This window comes from Stenotrophomonas sp. CS3K5 (genome assembly GCF_059515225.1).
Window position 1 is genome coordinate 329352 of sequence record NZ_JCAKRX010000004.1, and the last position, 15826, is coordinate 345177.

General features: G+C 68.8%; 13 protein-coding genes. 7 read left to right on the top strand and 6 right to left on the bottom strand.

Going from position 1 to position 15826, the window contains the following annotated elements; translation table 11 throughout:
* Positions 1-34: 34 nt before the first annotated feature.
* Positions 35-2881: a S8 family serine peptidase gene (locus AC5YGJ_RS08830; RefSeq protein ID WP_496186295.1), complete on the bottom strand. Its 2847-nt coding sequence runs from the start codon at positions 2879-2881 to the stop codon at positions 35-37.
* Between the two features lie 182 nt (positions 2882-3063).
* Here AC5YGJ_RS08830 and AC5YGJ_RS08835 point away from each other — a divergent pair, with 182 nt between their 5' ends.
* The 3 genes from AC5YGJ_RS08835 (at position 3064) to AC5YGJ_RS08845 (ending at position 5237) form a co-directional block, all read left to right on the top strand.
* Entirely contained in the window at positions 3064-4239 is a 1176-nt protein-coding gene (locus tag AC5YGJ_RS08835) for a thiolase family protein (protein ID WP_249843249.1), read from the top strand.
* Between the two features lie 122 nt (positions 4240-4361).
* The gene (locus AC5YGJ_RS08840) at positions 4362-4703 is read left to right on the top strand and encodes a hypothetical protein (RefSeq protein ID WP_004153024.1); all 342 of its coding nucleotides are present in this window, start codon (positions 4362-4364) and stop codon (positions 4701-4703) included.
* A 123-nt stretch (positions 4704-4826) separates the two neighbouring features.
* Positions 4827-5237, top strand: coding sequence for a hypothetical protein (locus tag AC5YGJ_RS08845; RefSeq protein WP_496186296.1), 411 nt, complete (start codon positions 4827-4829; stop codon positions 5235-5237).
* 282 nt (positions 5238-5519) lie between these two features.
* On the opposite strand, the gene AC5YGJ_RS08850 is transcribed toward AC5YGJ_RS08845, so the two are convergent.
* Complete coding sequence (locus tag AC5YGJ_RS08850) at positions 5520-7157, bottom strand: acyl-CoA dehydrogenase family protein (protein WP_249843247.1); 1638 nt, start codon at positions 7155-7157, stop codon at positions 5520-5522.
* A 113-nt stretch (positions 7158-7270) separates the two neighbouring features.
* Here AC5YGJ_RS08850 and AC5YGJ_RS08855 point away from each other — a divergent pair, with 113 nt between their 5' ends.
* Genes AC5YGJ_RS08855 through pdeM form a run of 4 tightly spaced genes read left to right on the top strand, consistent with a single transcriptional unit; the run spans position 7271 to position 12957 of the window.
* Positions 7271-8269 carry a ligase-associated DNA damage response exonuclease gene (locus AC5YGJ_RS08855; RefSeq protein ID WP_249843246.1) on the top strand — a complete coding sequence of 333 codons (999 nt, stop codon included), beginning with the start codon at positions 7271-7273 and terminating at the stop codon, positions 8267-8269.
* Positions 8266-9873 (top strand): ATP-dependent DNA ligase, encoded by a 1608-nt coding sequence (locus tag AC5YGJ_RS08860; protein WP_496186297.1) that lies wholly within the window; start codon positions 8266-8268, stop codon positions 9871-9873. Before AC5YGJ_RS08855 ends, AC5YGJ_RS08860 begins: the two co-directional genes overlap by 4 nt.
* Positions 9870-12329, top strand: coding sequence for a ligase-associated DNA damage response DEXH box helicase (locus tag AC5YGJ_RS08865; RefSeq protein ID WP_496186298.1), 2460 nt, complete (start codon positions 9870-9872; stop codon positions 12327-12329). Before AC5YGJ_RS08860 ends, AC5YGJ_RS08865 begins: the two co-directional genes overlap by 4 nt.
* On the top strand, positions 12319-12957 hold the full coding sequence (gene pdeM, locus AC5YGJ_RS08870) for a ligase-associated DNA damage response endonuclease PdeM (protein WP_496186299.1): 639 nt from the start codon (positions 12319-12321) through the stop codon (positions 12955-12957). Before AC5YGJ_RS08865 ends, pdeM begins: the two co-directional genes overlap by 11 nt.
* 1 nt (position 12958) lies before the next feature.
* Here pdeM and AC5YGJ_RS08875 read toward each other — a convergent pair whose 3' ends face one another.
* From AC5YGJ_RS08875 to AC5YGJ_RS08890, 4 genes are all read right to left on the bottom strand, one after another.
* Positions 12959-13228 (bottom strand): hypothetical protein, encoded by a 270-nt coding sequence (locus AC5YGJ_RS08875; protein ID WP_107231168.1) that lies wholly within the window; start codon positions 13226-13228, stop codon positions 12959-12961.
* Between the two features lie 182 nt (positions 13229-13410).
* A complete protein-coding gene (locus tag AC5YGJ_RS08880; RefSeq protein WP_496186300.1) occupies positions 13411-14679 on the bottom strand; it encodes an FAD-dependent oxidoreductase in 1269 nt (422 codons plus the stop codon).
* 95 nt (positions 14680-14774) lie between these two features.
* A complete protein-coding gene (locus AC5YGJ_RS08885; protein WP_005410590.1) occupies positions 14775-14981 on the bottom strand; it encodes a cold-shock protein in 207 nt (68 codons plus the stop codon).
* A gap of 88 nt (positions 14982-15069) precedes the next feature.
* On the bottom strand, positions 15070-15816 hold the full coding sequence (locus AC5YGJ_RS08890) for an S-methyl-5'-thioinosine phosphorylase (RefSeq protein WP_496186301.1): 747 nt from the start codon (positions 15814-15816) through the stop codon (positions 15070-15072).
* Positions 15817-15826: the final 10 nt, after the last annotated feature.

Sequence of the window (15826 nt, forward strand, 5' to 3'; positions counted from 1 at the left end):
GTCGCGCCGGGCATTACCCGGCGCGACCGTTGCATCAGAACCCGGTGCTGTAGCGCAATGCGGCCTGGCGCGCGCCCTCGCCGCCGACGCGCTGGTCGAAGCCCACACTCAGGCGGCCATTGCGGCCCCACCACGACTCCAGCGCCACGCCCAGCAGCGCACTGCCACGCGGCGCGTTGCTGCCTGCCAGCGGCGCCCAGGCATCGACGCCGACAAAGCTGGCCTGCCAATCGGCGTCACCGCCGTCCAGCCGTTGCTGCCACTCGGCATGTCCACGCAGCGTCCAGCGCCCCCAGCCACGCTCGCCACGGATGCCGGCCAGCATCTGGCTGCGCTGCACGCGGTTGGCATCACCGCGCAGACCGAAGCCGAATCCACCCAGCTCGTTGAACGCATCGGTATCCACGCGCGTGGTGCTGGCCCCCAGATACGGTGTCATCGAAGCACCGGCGCGGCCCAGGCGATAACCGCTTTCCACGCTGGCGCTGCTGAAACGACCGCCATAACGCGCGGAGACCCCATAGGCGCCGGCGCCCAGCAGCAGCTGGCGATCCAGCGCGCGGGTGAACTGGCCGCTGCCGACCTGGGCCAGCGCATAGCCGCGCCCCAGGTTCCAGCCGGCATACAGCTGCGCCTGCGCCTGGCGATCACGCCCGCGATCACCACCGAAGTCGCTGCCGCCGTTGCTGCGGGTCTCGCCGAAGGCCACGCCCATCAGGCCGGTGCTGCCCAGCGGCAGGTCCTGGCCGGCCATCCAGCCACGGCTGTCGGCACTGTTGCCGGCGAAACTGCCCTGCCCGGCTTCGCCCAGCGCGCTCTGCCAGCTTCCGCGCAGCTGCGGCGTGGCCTGCACGCGATCAAAGCGCTCGGCAATCGCGCGCCGCGACATGTCGATGCTGTCGAACGTGGCGGCCTCGGCGCGCGCATGCGCCTGCCCGGACAGGCTCTGCAGGCTGGCCACCAGGCCCTCACGGCCGCCACCGGTCCATTGCAGCGCACCGGCGGCCGCACCGAACGGCGTCGCCTGCAGTCCGCTGTTGCCATCAAGCGTAGTGAACGCGCTGTCCAGCCGCTGCGCGGCGGCCTGCGCCGAGGCCCCCAGCCCGGAGGCGGCGGCGGTGACGCTGACCCGGGTCAGGTTCAACCAGGCGTTGGTGCTGTCGTAGCCATAGCTGGTCTGCAGCAACGACAGACCCTGCAGCCCAGTGGAGGTGGCTGCGGTGCTGAACGTACCTGACAGCCCGCCCGCGGCATGGATCAGGTCCTGCCGGCTGCCATCCTGCGGCACATAGCCGGACACGAAACCATGCACGCGCACGCCGCCATCGATCGCCGCCGTGCCGGTGACCTGCAGCGCGCTGGCGCCGAGCGCGATCATCAGCTGCGCGCCGGCCTGCTGGGTGTAGTTGCCCTCGATGGTGCCGGTGGTGTTGCCGGTGGTCAGGAACACGCTGCTGCCATTGACCACGTTGCCGACCACGCGCGGCGTGCCACCGTTGAACTGCAGGCCGGTGGAATCCGGGTCAGGCTGGCCGAGGATGGTCACGTTGGAGCGGATCACACCGCCATCGCGCAGCGACAGGATGCCGCGTTCGATGCGGGTGGCGCCGGTGTAGCCATTGTTGCCGCTCAGTACCAGCGTTCCGCCGCCGCGCTTGACCAGGCCACCGCTGCCGGCGATGTCGTTGCTCCACACCGATCCGGTCGAGGCGGTGTCCACGTCGGCCACCACGTCACCCCAGTCGAAGCGGCCGGGGCCGTTGATCGCACGGCCGATGTCCAGCAGGCCATACCCGAACACCGGATCGACACCGGCCGCGCCGATGTCCTTGGCCGTGCCCAGCAGGGTCTGCCGCACCAGGTTGTTGTCGAAGTACGGGAAGCGCTGCCAGACCAGTGCGGCCGCGCCGGAGACCAGCGGCGCCGCGAACGAGGTGCCGTAGTTCCAGTAGTAGGAGCCCCCCGAGGCATCGGGATAGACCGCACTGCCCGGTGCTGCCAGGCAGTAGCGTGCCGCCTGTCCGCAGGCATTGGCGTAGCTGGCCAGGGAGCCGGGCGAATACGGGTCCACCGCAGTCGCCACCAGCCAGCCCCGCTCCAGGTCGGCTGCCGGCAGCGAACCGGCCACACCCTGCTGGCTGGGCAGTGCGGCCAGGCTGCTCGGCTCGCTGCGGCCGTCGTTGCCGGCAGCAAATACCACCAGCCCACCCTGGTTGATCACGAACGGGCGGTACTCGGCAGCCACCTGCGCGGTGGTCGGCAGGTCGGTCCAGTACAGGCCGCCCCACGAATTGTTCATCACCTTCACGTTGTAGTTGATCAGATCCTGGTGGACCTGGGCCACGCCCAGCGGGCCGCTGAACGCGTTGCCCTTGCCGCTGCCATCATCGGCCGGCGGCTTGTCGGAGATGATCCGTGCCGAGACGATCTGCGCCCCCGGCGCGATGCCGCCCGGCCACGAACCCACGGCGGCACCCGCGGCCAGACTGGCCACAGCGGTGCCGTGGCCGACCACGTCATCGACGCCGAGATTGTTGCGGGCCGGGTCGATGTAGTTGAGGTTGCCGATCACCCGGCCGTTCAATGCAGCGGCGTTGCGCTGCACGCCCGAGTCGACGATGCCGATGCGCACGCCCTGGCCGTTCAGCCCCGCCGCCTGTGCCGGCCGTGCATTGGTCACTGCCAGATGCGCGTCGAAGGTGGGCTCCTGCGGCTTGGCCGGCGCCGGGGGTGTCGGCGTGGGTGTGGTCGGTGGCGTCGGCGTGGTCGGCGGTGGGTCGACGCGTACATTGCTGCCGCCGCCCCCGCCACCTCCACAGGCCGTGAGCGCCATCGTCAGCGCGGTTGCCAGGACAGTCTTGACCGTTGTCGTGCGTTCCATCGAATCCTTCCCATGAACGTTGGCCTGCCTTCATCCCGGCAGGTAACCGGCGCTGCCCAGCGGCAGCCCTCCCCGACCCTCTATACTTGGGCCGACCCCCACGCAGTCTGCCGGGAAACCAGGGCGCTTCCAACGTCCGCGGTCTCCTTTCCGAACTTTGCTTACGCATCAACGAGATTGCCATGTCCAACATCGTCATCGCCGCCGCCAAGCGCACCGCCATCGGCTCCTTCCTCGGCCAGTTCACCGGCGTGCCGACCCCCACCCTCGGCGCGGCCGCCATCGCTGCAGCCCTGGAACAGTCGGGTGTTCCTGCCGGCGACGTTTCTGAAGTCCTCATGGGCTGCGTGCTGCCGGCCAACCTCGGCCAGGCGCCCGCCCGCCAGGCCGCGATTGCCGCCGGCATTCCGCTGTCGGCCGGTGCCACCACGCTCAACAAGGTGTGCGGCTCGGGCATGAAGACCATCATGCTCGGCCATGACCTGATCAAGGCCGGTTCGGCCAGCATCGTGGTCGCCGGCGGCATGGAATCGATGTCCAACGCCCCGCACATGCTGCCCAATTCGCGCACCGGCAACCGCTTCGGCAACTTCCAGGCGGTCGACCACATGGCCCACGACGGCCTGGTCAATGCCTACGACGGCAAGGCGATGGGCGAATTCGCCGAATGCGCGGTGGACAAGTACCAGTTCACCCGCGAGGAACAGGACGCCTACGCCATCGAGTCGGTCAAGCGCGCACAGGCCGCGCAGGCCAATGGCGCCTTCGCCGACGAGATCGTCGCGGTGAAGGTCGCCACCCGCAAGGGTGAGGTCGAGTTCGCCACCGACGAACAGCCCGGCCGTTCGGACATCGCCAAGATTCCGACCCTGCGTCCGGCGTTCAAGAAGGATGGCAGCGTGACCGCCGCCAGCTCCTCCAGCATTTCCGACGGCGCCGCCGCCGTGGTGCTGCTGACCGAGGAAGACGCCGCTGCGCGTGGCATCACCCCGCTGGCGCGGATTGTCGGCCATGCCACCCACTCGCAGGAACCGGAGTGGTTCACCACCGCCCCGATCGGCGCGATCCACGCGCTGCTGGCCAAGACCGGCTGGTCGCTGGAGCAGATCGATCTGTTCGAAATCAACGAAGCGTTCGCCGTGGTCGCCATGGCGCCGATGCGCGAGCTGGGCATCCCGCATGACAAGCTCAACGTGAATGGCGGTGCCTGCGCACTGGGCCATCCGATCGGTGCCTCCGGTGCCCGTCTGGTGGTGACCCTGGTCAACGCCCTGCGCACGCGCGGTGGCAAGCGCGGCATTGCCACCTTGTGCATCGGTGGCGGCGAAGCGACGGCAATCGCCATCGAATTGATTTGAAAAGATTTAACGATGATTTCGCAAAAATGAATGCGGGATCGCTTGACACCCAATCTTGGCTTGTCATCATGTTGTCGGCGCGCAGTTGCGCGTTGCCTAATCTAACGACGAGGATTCACACAATGAGCATCAACAAGCTGCTGGTCGCGATGTCCCTGGCTCTGGCCCTGGCCGCCTGCTCGAAGCAGGAAGCTGCCCAGGACGCCGCTGCTTCGGCCAACGAAGCCGCCACCGAAGCCCAGGCTGCTGCCGACCAGGCCGCCGCTGCCGGCGCCCAGACCGCCGACGCTGCCCAGCAGGCCGCTGACACCGCCGCCACCGCTGCTGACGCTTCGGTCGACGCCGCTGCCCAGGCTGGCGCTGCTGCCACCGACGCTGCTGCCGGCGCTGCTGCCGACGCTGCCAAGGCTGCCGAAGGCACCGCCGAGAAGGCCAAGGACGCTGCTGAAGAAGCCAAGAAGTAATCACTTCTTTCTTCATGCTGTTCTGGAAAAGCCGCTGGTTCGCCAGCGGCTTTTTCTTTGCCCGGTCTTCACAACGGCATGAATAGGCTGGCGTCCCCATCCATTGCAGCAGCGGAGACCGCCATGAAGATTCGTCCGATCACCACCACCGTGCTGGCCGCCTCCCTGCTGCTGGCCCTGGCCGCCTGCAAGGGCCCGGAAGCCGAACAGGCCAAGCAGGACGCGCAGCAGGCCGCCGACAGCGCCGGCGCTGCCGCCCGCGACGCCGTAGACAAGGCCGCCGCTGCCACCCGCGACGCCGCCGACAAGACCGCAGCTGCCTCTGAACAGGCCGCCGTCGACACCCAGCAGGCCCTGGACAAGGCCGCTGATGCCACGGCCAATGCCGCCGACAAGGCCAAGGACGCAGCGACCGATGCCGCCGCGCACGCCAGCGACGCTACCGCCAACGCCGCGCAGAAGGTTGCCGACAAGGCGCGCGATGTCGCAAACGAGGCAAAGGCGAATGCCGCCAAGGAAGAAGCCAAGCACTAAGCCCTACCGGCAGCCGAGCATGGGCTCGGCGCTACAGGAAAAGCCGCGGCACTGGCGCGGCTTTTCTGTATTCTGCTTTTCGCTTCTTCTCTTGATTCCGTGGTGGACGCGCACGGAAAGTGTCCAAGGCCGCGCGGGTAGGTTGCGCAGGGGCGTAAGCGCCATGGATGGCGCGCCCGAGCCTACACGGACGTATTCACGGCGCCCCCTGCGCAACCTACCCGCGCGGCCCATCCATACGCATCAGCGCCCACCCCGGGGGGCTCCGCCGTTGGCCGCCCGTTACGGCAACGCGCGCGCCAGCATCGTCGCCAGATCCACCCCCGCCGGCAGCGTCCCGAACGCCAGCCCATGCTCACCGTGCAGCCGGCTGCGCACGAACGCCTCGGCCATCGGGCTGCGCGCGCGCAGCAGCAACGCCGCCTGCAACAGCAGCGCGGTGCGCTCGCAGAAGATCCGCGCCTGCGATTCTTCCGGTGGCGGCGCCGCTGCCCAGCGCTGCAAGGCCGCTGCATAACGCGCATCCCGGTCGGCCACGGCCGCCAGCTCACCGCGCAATGCCGCCAGCGCCTCCGGCTCGCGCGACAGCGTGCGCAGCACGTCCAGGCACTGGATGTTGCCGCTGCCCTCCCAGATCGAGTTCAACGGTGCCTGCCGGTACAGCCGCGGCAACATCGACTCCTCCACATAACCGGCACCGCCCAGGCATTCCTGCGCTTCGTTGACGAACACCGCCGCACGCTTGCACACCCAGTACTTGCCCAGCGCGGTCCCCAGCCGCGCCAGCGCTGCTTCATTGGCATCCACGCCGGCACGGTCGACCGCACGGGCGATGCGCATCGCCAGCACCGTGGCCGCTTCAGACTCCAGCGCCAGATCGGCCAACACGTTGGCCATCAGTGCATGTTCCACCAGCAGCTTGCCGAAGGTGCGGCGGTGCCGCGCATGGTGCAGCGCCTGCGCCAGCGCCATGCGCATCTCTGCCGCTGCGCCGAGCATGCAGTCCAGGCGGGTCATCATCACCATGCCGATGATGGTGGCCACGCCGCGTCCTTCCTCGCCCACGCGCCATGCCTGTGCCCCGCAGAACTCGACCTCGCTGGAGGCATTGGCCCAGTCGCCCAGCTTGTCCTTCAGCCGCATCAGCCGGAACGCGTTGCGGTCGCCATCGGCGAGCCGGCGTGGCATCAGCAGGCAGGTCATTCCCGCCGGCGCCTGCGCCAGCACCAGGAAGCCATCGCACATGGGGGCGGAAAAGAACCATTTGTGCCCTACCAGGCGATAGCGCTCGCCGTCGATCGGCTCGGCACGCGTGCTGTTGGCGCGAACGTCCGAGCCGCCCTGTTTCTCGGTCATGCCCATGCCCAGGGTGATGCCGGCCTTGTCCGCCACCGGCACGTCGCGCGGGTCATACACCGGCGCGGCGGCCTTGCGCGCCCAGTCGGCCAGGTGCGGCTGCGACTGCAGCACCGCCACCGCCGCATGGGTCATGGTCAACGGACAGCTGGTGCCGGCTTCGGCCTGATGGTGCAGGTAGCTCAGCGCCGCACGCGCAACATGCGCGCCAGGCTGCGGCTCGTGCCAGGACAGCCCCGCCACGCCATGCGTCTTCGCCGCGTCCATCAACTGGTGATAGGCCGGGTGGAACTCCACGGTGTCGATGCGATGGCCCTGCGCGTCATGCGTGCGCAGGCGCGGGCGGTCACGATTGGCATCAAAGCCCAGGGTGTACAGCTCATCGCCGGCCAGCGCACCGTACACGCTCAGTCGTGGCGAGAAATGCGCGGCGCCCTCGCGCTGCACCGCGTCCATCAGCGCCACGTCGTCGGTCCACAGCGGGTGCCCGGCGAACGGCGGTGGCTGGTTCAGCACCACATGGGTTTCAAACGGAACAACGCTGCTGAAACTGGGTCCACTCATCCGGTCCGTCCTGGTGGCAACAGAGGCGCGCTGCGATTGTGCCGCATCGCCCGCCAAGCCCGCGTTCAGGCCGGTTCTCACCCCGTGCACGAGGGCGCGGCCACAGTGGTGGCATGACAGGCAACGACGATCTGGTGGTGCTGCGCCCGGAGGGGCTCTACTGCGCCGCCGGCGATTTCCATATCGATCCCTGGCGGCCGGTGCCGCGCGCGGTCATCACCCACGGCCACGGCGATCACGCCCGCCCGGGCATGGGCGAGTATCACTGCAGCCAGGGCAGCCTGCCGATCCTGCGCTGGCGACTGGGCGATGTGCAGGTGCACGGCCATGCCGACGGGGTGGCCTTCGGCATGGGCCGGGTGCAGGTGTCGCTACATCCTGCCGGCCATGTGCTGGGCTCGTCGCAGGTGCGCATCGATGACGGCGAGCAGGTCTGGGTAGCCTCCGGCGATTACAAGCGCCAGCCCGACCCGACCTGCACGCCGTTCGAAGTGGTGCCCTGCGATACCTTCATCACCGAGGCGACGTTCGCGTTGCCGATCTACCGCTGGCCGGACACCGCCACGGTGGCCGCCGAGATCGTGGCCTGGCGCCGCGAATGCGCGCAGCGTGGCGAAGCGGCCATCCTGCTGTGCTACGCGCTGGGCAAGGCGCAGCGGGTACTGGCCGAGCTGCTGCCGCTGGATGACCGGCCCGCCTGGCTGCATGGCGCCATCGCCAATGGCGTGGCGGTCTACCGGCAGGCCGGCGTGCCGATGCTGGAAACGCTGGCCGTGGCCGAACAGGGACGACAGCCCGATGCCGCCGGTCAGCTGATCCTGGCCCCGCCCTCGGCGGCCGGCACGCCCTGGATGCGCCGCTTCGGCCGCCACCAGCTGGGATTCGCCTCGGGCTGGATGCAGCTGCGTGGCAATCGCCGACGTCGCAATGTCGATCGCGGTTTCGTCATCTCCGACCACGCCGACTGGCCCGCGCTGCTGCACACCATCGAGCAGACGCGCGCCTCGCGGGTGATCGCCACCCATGGCAATACCGATGCGCTGATTCCCTTCCTGCGCGAGCGCGGCATCGCCGCCGAAGCCTTCCGCACCGATTTCGGGAGCGAGGAATGAAGGCTTTCGCCGCGCTCTACCAGCGCCTGGACCGCAGCACGGCCACCTTGGACAAGCGTGCCGCGCTGATCGACTACTTCCGCCACGCCGCGGCGCACGATGCGGCGTGGGCGCTGTTCCTGCTCAGCGGCGGCAAGGTCGGCGGCGCACGCCGCAGGATCGCCGCCAGTGGCGAGCTGCGCAGCTGGATCGCCGAAGAATCCGGTCTGCCCGCCTGGCTGGTGGAAGACAGCTATGCCCAGGTCGGCGATCTGGCCGAAACACTGACCCTGCTGCTGGATGATCCATTGCATCCCGCCGCCGACCGGCCGTTGTCGGACTGGATCGAACAGCATCTGCTGGCCGTGGCCAACCATGCCGAGGGCGAGCGCCGCGCGGCGGTCGTCGCCGGCTGGCGGCAGTTGCGCAGCGGCGAGCGCCTGGTGTTCAACAAGCTGCTGACCGGCGCCCTGCGCGTGGGTGTCTCGCAGCGGCTGGTGCAGCAGGCACTGGCCGAATGGTCCGGCCTGGACATCGCGCGCATCGCCCAGCGCATGCTCGGTGCGTGGGTACCCTCGCCCGGACTGCTGGCGCAGCTGTTGTCGGCCGACGAACTGCCGCAGGATCGGCAGCAGCCCTACCCGTTCTTCCTGGCCTCGCCGATGGAGGGCGAGCCGGGCGAACGGCTGGGTCCGATCGAAGACTGGCTGCTGGAGTGGAAATGGGATGGCATCCGTCTGCAGCTGCTGCGCCGGCGCGGCGAAGTGGCGCTATGGTCGCGCGGCGAGGAACGCCTCGATGGCCGCTTTCCCGAGATCGAACAGGCCGCCATGGCGCTGCCCGAGGGCTGCGTGCTGGATGGCGAGCTGCTGGCATGGGATGAAACCGGCGACCTGCCGCGTGCCTTCACCGCATTGCAGACCCGCATCCAGCGCCGAAAACCCGGCGCGGCGACGCTACGCAACACGCCGGTGCGCGTACTTGCCTACGACCTGCTTGAACAGGACGGCGAAGATCTGCGCGCACTGCCGCTGCAGCAACGGCGTGCGCGGTTGGCCGAGCTGATAGGCGCGCTGGATGACAAGCGCATCCAGATGTCGCCTGAGGTTGCTGCCGAGGGCTGGCAGCAGGCCGCCGCACTGCGCGATGGCGCACGCGATCGCGGCGTCGAAGGGTTGATGCTCAAGCGCCGCGCCTCCGTCTATCAATCGGGGCGACGACGTGGCGACTGGTGGAAGTGGAAGGTCGACCCCCTCACCATCGATGCGGTGCTGCTGTACGCGCAGGCCGGGCATGGACGGCGCAGCACGCTGTACACCGACTACACCTTCGGGGTATGGGACGGCGACACGCTGGTGCCGGTGGCCAAGGCTTATTCGGGATTGGACGACAAGGAAATCCTCACGCTCGACCGCTGGATCCGCGCCAATACGCGCGAACGCTTCGGCCCGGTGCGCAGCGTGCGTGCCGAACAGGTGTTCGAACTGGGCTTCGAGGCGGTCAACCGCAGTGCGCGGCACAAGTCGGGCATTGCCGTGCGTTTTCCGCGCATCCTGCGCTGGCGCCACGACAAGCCGGCCAGCGAAGCCGACCGGCTGACCGCTCTGCAGGCGCTGGCGCGATGACGCGCAGCCAGGCGCTGCGCCGGCTGGAAGACTGGTTCGCGGCACGCGGCTGGCGCTCGCTGCCGTTCCAGCGCGCGATGTGGCGACACTACCTGGCCGGTGAGTCCGGGCTGCTGCACACGCCCACCGGCAGCGGCAAGACCCTGGCCATGTTCGGCGGCCCGCTGCTGCAGGCGATGATCGATCCGCCGCCGGCACCACGCCGTGCCAATGCGGTGCGGCCGCTGCAGGTGCTGTGGGTGACGCCGTTGCGCGCGCTGGCCAGCGACACCGCCCGTGCGCTGCAGACGGTGATCGACGGCCTAGGACTGGGTTGGCGGGTCGGCCTGCGCAGTGCTGATGCCAGCAACCGCGAGCGACGGCAGGCGCGCGAAGGCCGCGTCGATGTTCTGGTGACCACGCCCGAATCGCTGGCGCTGCTGCTGAGTTATCCCGACACGCTGCCACGCATGCGCCAGCTGCGCTGTGTGGTGGTGGACGAATGGCACGAACTGCTGGGCAACAAGCGCGGCGTGCTGTTGCAGTTGAACCTGGCCGTGCTGCGCGATGCTGCGCCTTCACTGCAGCTGTGGGGATTGTCGGCGACGCTGGGCAACCTGGCGCAGGCCCGCGAGGTGCTGCTGCCCGACCGGCCGGACGCTCCCATCGTGCAGGGCGTCCGTTCGCGCCCGATCACCGTGCGCAGCCTGCTGCCGGCGCCCGGCGAACGCTTTCCGTGGGCCGGTCACCTCGGGCTGGCGCAGCTGCCACGCGTGCTGGATGCGCTGATGATCGCTCGCAGCAGCCTGCTGTTCACCAACACCCGCGCGCAGGCCGAGTTGTGGCACCAGGCGCTGGCGGCGGTATGGCCGGAAGACGCCGATACGCTGGCACTTCATCACGGCTCGCTGGACCCGGCGCTGCGCCAGCAGGTGGAAGACGGCCTGCGCGCAGGCGCGTTGCGCTGCGTGGTGGCGACCTCCAGCCTCGATCTCGGCGTGGATTTCCCCGAGGTTGAACAGGTACTGCAGCTGGGCAGCCCGAAAGGGGTGGCGCGCCTGCGCCAGCGCGCCGGGCGTGCACGCCATCGCCCTGGTGCCAGCGGCTCCATCCTGTGCGTCCCCAGCCACGCACTGGAACTGGCCGAATATGCGGCTGTGCGCCGTGCACTGCACGAAGGCGTGGTCGAAGCGCGCCGGCCACCCACGCTGTCGTTGGATGTGCTGGCCCAGCACGCGGCAAGCCGCGCATTGGCCGGCGGCTTCGACAGCCAGGCGCTGCTTGACCAGGTACGGCGTACCCATGCCTTCGCCGCGCTGGGCGACGCGCAATGGCAGGCCGTGCTGGAGTTCATCGTGCAGGGCGGGCAGGCGCTGGCGCAGTACCCGGACTTCCACAAGGTCGTGCGCGATGCCGATGGCAGCTACCGCATGCACGATCGCCGCCAGGCGCTGCGCCACCGCTTGTCAATCGGCACCATCAGTAGCGATGGCAGCGTGCGCGTACAGTTCCTGCGTGGTGGCGGGCTCGGTGCAGTGGAGGAACAGTTCGCCAGCCGCCTGCGCCGGGGTGATCGCTTCCAGTTCGCCGGGCGCCTGCTGGAGCTGGTGCAGCTGCGTGACATGACCGCCTTCGTGCGGCTGGCGCGCGGACGCGGTGACGGCGTCGTGCCACGCTGGCAGGGTGGGCAGCTGCCGCTGTCGATGGCCCTGGGCCGCGAACTGGAAGCGGTGTTGTCCGGTGCCGATGACAGCGCCGAATCAGGCTGGCTGGCGCCGCTGCTGGCACTGCAGGCGCAGTTGTCGGCGCGCCCCGGTGCCGATCATCTGCTGGTGGAAGATGTGAGGCGTCGCGAGGGCCAGTTCCTGTTCGTCTATCCCTTTGCCGGCCGCCACGTGCACGAGGCATTGGCGGCGCTGCTGGCGCTGCGTTGTGCCCGCCGGCAGCGCAACAGCATCGGCTATGCGGTGAACGATCATGGTCTGGTGCTGGCACCGGCGCAGGCCATCGAACTCGAACTGCCGCAGTGGCGCGCCTTGTTCAGCCGTGAACATCTGCTGGAAGACCTGCGTGAGGCGGTGAATCTGGGCGAGCTGGCACGCCGCCAGTTCCGCGGCATCGCGCGTGTGGCCGGCCTGCTGGTTCCCAGCCTGCCCGGAGGCATGCCGCGTTCGCTGCGCCAGCTGCAGGCCTCGGCGGGATTGCTCTATGACGTCCTGCGTGAGCACGACCCGGGTCATCTGCTGCTGGCACTGGCCGAGCGCGAAGTCCTGCACGACAGCCTGGACCTGCCGGGCCTGCAGCAGATACTGGATCGGATTGGCACCCAGGCACTGTCGCTGCAGCAGCCGGCATCACTCACGCCGCTGGGTTTTCCGCTGTGGGCCGAGCGCCTGCGCGGGCAGTTCAGCAACGAAGACTGGCGCACCCGGGTGCAACGCGCCGCGCAGCAGCTGGAGCGCCGCCATGGTCGATGAGCATCTGCTGCTTGCCGGCGAGCCCATGCGATTGCTCGGTAGCCGCGCGCTGTATTGGCCGGCACGACAGGCGTTGCTGATCGCCGACCTGCACCTGGGCAAGGCCGATGTGTTCCGTCGTGCCGGCATCGCACTGCCCAGCGGCGGCACCGTTGGCGACCTTCAGCGCCTTCAGGCGCTGCTCGAGGCACATGCCTGCCGCGAACTGTGGATCCTCGGCGACATCCTGCATGGGCCGGCGCATCGCGCGGCGTGGTACCAGCACTGGCAGGGCTGGCGCGAACGCAATGCGGGGCTGGAAGTGCATGTCGTGCGTGGCAACCACGACCGGCACCTGGCCCACGCACGGCTGCAGGTCCGGATCCACGACGATGTCCCGCTCGGGCCCTTCCTGCTGCGCCATGAACCTGTGGCCGATCCGGCAAGGCACGTGATTGCAGGACATCTGCACCCACAGATCGCGCTGCCCGCGTTGCGGCGGCGCTTTCCCGCGTTCTGGCTGCGCGAGGGGATGACGATCCTGCCCGCCTTCTCCGCCTTCACCGCCGGAATCGTGCCCGTCCCCGCCCCTGGCGAGCAGATGATCGCCTGCGTGGAGGGCGGGCTGGAGGCACTGCCGACGCGCTGAATCAGGCCGGGCGCACGCCCAGCTGCGGCATCAACTGGAAATCGGCGGTGTCATCATCGCGCCGCCGTGGCAGTGCCCGGATTGCGGCGAGCATGTCCTGCGCACAGCTGCGGATGCGCGCGTGGTGCTCCGGCGATGCATGGCTGATCAGGCTGCCGACATGGAACTCGAACACGTCTTCCAGTACGTCGGGCTGGTCTTCGTGCAGCATCTGCAGCAGACCGCGCAGCTTGCAGATTTCCGAATCCAGCTCCTCGACCGCGAACAACATGGCGTCCTCCTCTTTCAACATCACGCGGCACGTCCGGGCCGCAACAGGCCGCAACGGGGGTGCCGCCCGGGCCACGCGCGATGTTGATCACGGAAAGGAAAACGGGCGACGCGACTGTCGCGTGCTCACTTCTTTTCGCATAACCACAGTGACGCAACCGTTAATTCACGTGACGGAATGCTTCACGCACGGGCTGTTGCCGCGATGCCTGCAGGCGCCTGCTCGCGGCAGGCCATCGCAGCGATGAAAGCCGGATCCAGCGCCAGCGAACCGAACCAGCCATGCTGGGTGCCGCTGAGCACCCGCAGCATGTGGCCACGACCGCCCGGCAGCTTTCCCATCGGCCCCAGCAGCACGTCACGCGCCTTCGCCCAGGCATCGCGCTCGGACTGGAACAGCGGCGTGAGCCAACGGCTCCAGCGCTGGTACACCGCCACGTGCGCGCGCCGCTGCGCCTGGTAGGCCTGCAATGCTTCGGCGCCTGCGCCGTGCCTGCGCAGCGCATCGCGCAGCGCCACGGCATCCAGCAGCGCCATGTTCACGCCCTGCCCCAGCTGCGGGCTCATTGCATGGGCGGCATCACCGGCCAGCACCATGCGACCGTGATGCCAACGCGTCATCGCCGCATCGCGGTAGACCGCGCGCGCCAGCTGGCCGGCCTCGCGCAGGTGCGCGAAGCGGGCGCTGGCCTGCGGCCACAGCGCGTGCAGTTCGTCCAGCCACGGCGCCATGCCATCGGCCTGCCAACGCTCGAAATCGCTGCGTGGCAGGCTCCAGAAGAAGCTCAGTCGCGGCGTGTCGTCGCCGGGCCGGGTGCCGACCGGCAGCAGCCCGATCATCTTGCGCGCGGCTACGTAGCGCTGCCGCAGTTCCTGCATGTGCGGCCAGTCTTCGGTCGGCAGCAGGCACCACAGCGCGCCCCACGGATACACACGGTCCAGCGCAGCGCCACCGCCAAGGGTGCCGCGCAGGGTCGAAGCTGCACCGTCGGCGGCCACCACCAGATCGAACGGGCCGTGCAGGCGACCTTCGCTGTCGCGCACGCGGCCCTGCGCGCTGTCCACATCGACGATGGTGGTGCCGGCGTGCAGCTGGCCGGCACCGCCACGTGCGTGGTCAAGCAGCGAGAACAGGGCACCGCGCTGCATGCCCAGGCCATGCAGCCGCGCGTCCAGGCCGTCATAGCGCATGTCCATCACCGCACGTTCGCACGGCGTGTCGCCATACAGGCGGTGCACCGGCGCGGCATGCGCGCGCACTGCGTCGAGCAGACCCATCTGCCACAGCACCTGCAGGCCGCTGGGCTGCAGCAGGAAGCCGGCACCGACCGGCCCCGGCGTCGGCACCCGTTCGAAGATCTCCACCTCGTGACCGTCACGGGTGAGCAGGATGGCCAATGCCTGGCCGGCGGTGCCGTAGCCGATCACGGCGATGCGCAGTCGTTCCGTCATGCCCCCATTGTGCCCGAGGCGGCAACTTCATGGCCGCAACGGCGGCGCAAAAAAAACCCCGCCGAAGCGGGGTTTTCAACGCACTGTCGAGTGGATCACTCGGCCGGCGTGATGTTCGAAGCCTGGGCACCCTTCGGGCCCTGGGTCACGTCATAGGTGACACGCTGGCCTTCCTGCAGGCTGCGGAAGCCCTTGGAGTTGATGGCGGAGAAGTGCGCGAACACGTCGGCGCTGCCATCCTCCGGCGAGATGAAGCCAAATCCCTTGGCGTCGTTGAACCACTTGACGGTACCGTTCGGCATGGTGATGCGAGACCTTATGCAATGAATGGGTGGTGTACGCTGAACCCGCGCACAAGCTGAGTATGCAAAGCTTGCTCGGGGAAGACAATCACCCCCGTGCCAATTCGCCCACCAGTTCCGGAAGTCCGTTGCTGGCGGCCTGCACATTGGCCAGCACTTCGGCCATCGTGATCTCCTCGCCCTCCCCGCAGCCGGCGGCCCAGTTGGCAATGATCGCCAGGCAGGCGTAATCCAGGCCCAGCTCCCGTGCCAGCGCGGCTTCGGGCATGCCGGTCATGCCCACCAGGTCACAGCCGTCCCGGCGCATGCGGGCGATTTCAGCGATGGTTTCCAGGCGCGGGCCCTGGGTTGCGCCGTAGCAGCCACCGTCATGGACCGTGACACCGGTCACTTTGGCCGCCGCCAGGATCTTGCTGCGCAGCATCGGCGTGTACGGATGGCCGAAATCGACGTGAACCACGTCGGCGCCCTCTTCTTCACAGATCGTGCTGATGCGGCCCCAGGTGTAGTCGATGATCTGGTCCGGACAGGCCAGCACGCGCGGCCCAAAGTGTTCGGTGATGCCGCCCACGGTGTTCAACGCCAGCACCCGCTGCGCGCCCAGCTGCTGCAGCGCGGCCAGGTTGGCGCGGTAGTTGATCTTGTGCGGTGGCAGCGAGTGGCCTTCACCATGGCGCGCCAGGAACGCCACGCGGTGGCCGAGCAGCGTGCCCACCCGCACCGGGCCGGACGGACGGCCGAAACGGGTGTCGACCTCGTGGGTCTGCACGTCGTCGAGCTTTGCCAGGTTGTAGACACCGGTACCGCCGATCACGGCCAGGGCGATCTGTTGCATTCGAAGCACT

Bases quoted from the DNA above. Each gene is read 5' to 3' on its own strand.
- AC5YGJ_RS08880 (WP_496186300.1), bottom strand. From the start codon at position 14,679: ATGACGGAACGACTGCGCATCGCCGTGATCGGCTACGGCACCGCCGGC.
- AC5YGJ_RS08875 (WP_107231168.1), bottom strand. From the start codon at position 13,228: ATGTTGTTCGCGGTCGAGGAGCTGGATTCGGAAATCTGCAAGCTGCGC.
- AC5YGJ_RS08830 (WP_496186295.1), bottom strand. From the start codon at position 2,881: ATGGAACGCACGACAACGGTCAAGACTGTCCTGGCAACCGCGCTGACG.
- AC5YGJ_RS08860 (WP_496186297.1), top strand. From the start codon at position 8,266: ATGAAGGCTTTCGCCGCGCTCTACCAGCGCCTGGACCGCAGCACGGCC.
- AC5YGJ_RS08885 (WP_005410590.1), bottom strand. From the start codon at position 14,981: ATGCCGAACGGTACCGTCAAGTGGTTCAACGACGCCAAGGGATTTGGC.
- AC5YGJ_RS08865 (WP_496186298.1), top strand. From the start codon at position 9,870: ATGACGCGCAGCCAGGCGCTGCGCCGGCTGGAAGACTGGTTCGCGGCA.
- AC5YGJ_RS08890 (WP_496186301.1), bottom strand. From the start codon at position 15,816: ATGCAACAGATCGCCCTGGCCGTGATCGGCGGTACCGGTGTCTACAAC.
- pdeM (WP_496186299.1), top strand. From the start codon at position 12,319: ATGGTCGATGAGCATCTGCTGCTTGCCGGCGAGCCCATGCGATTGCTC.
- AC5YGJ_RS08850 (WP_249843247.1), bottom strand. From the start codon at position 7,157: ATGAGTGGACCCAGTTTCAGCAGCGTTGTTCCGTTTGAAACCCATGTG.
- AC5YGJ_RS08840 (WP_004153024.1), top strand. From the start codon at position 4,362: ATGAGCATCAACAAGCTGCTGGTCGCGATGTCCCTGGCTCTGGCCCTG.
- AC5YGJ_RS08855 (WP_249843246.1), top strand. From the start codon at position 7,271: ATGACAGGCAACGACGATCTGGTGGTGCTGCGCCCGGAGGGGCTCTAC.
- AC5YGJ_RS08845 (WP_496186296.1), top strand. From the start codon at position 4,827: ATGAAGATTCGTCCGATCACCACCACCGTGCTGGCCGCCTCCCTGCTG.
- AC5YGJ_RS08835 (WP_249843249.1), top strand. From the start codon at position 3,064: ATGTCCAACATCGTCATCGCCGCCGCCAAGCGCACCGCCATCGGCTCC.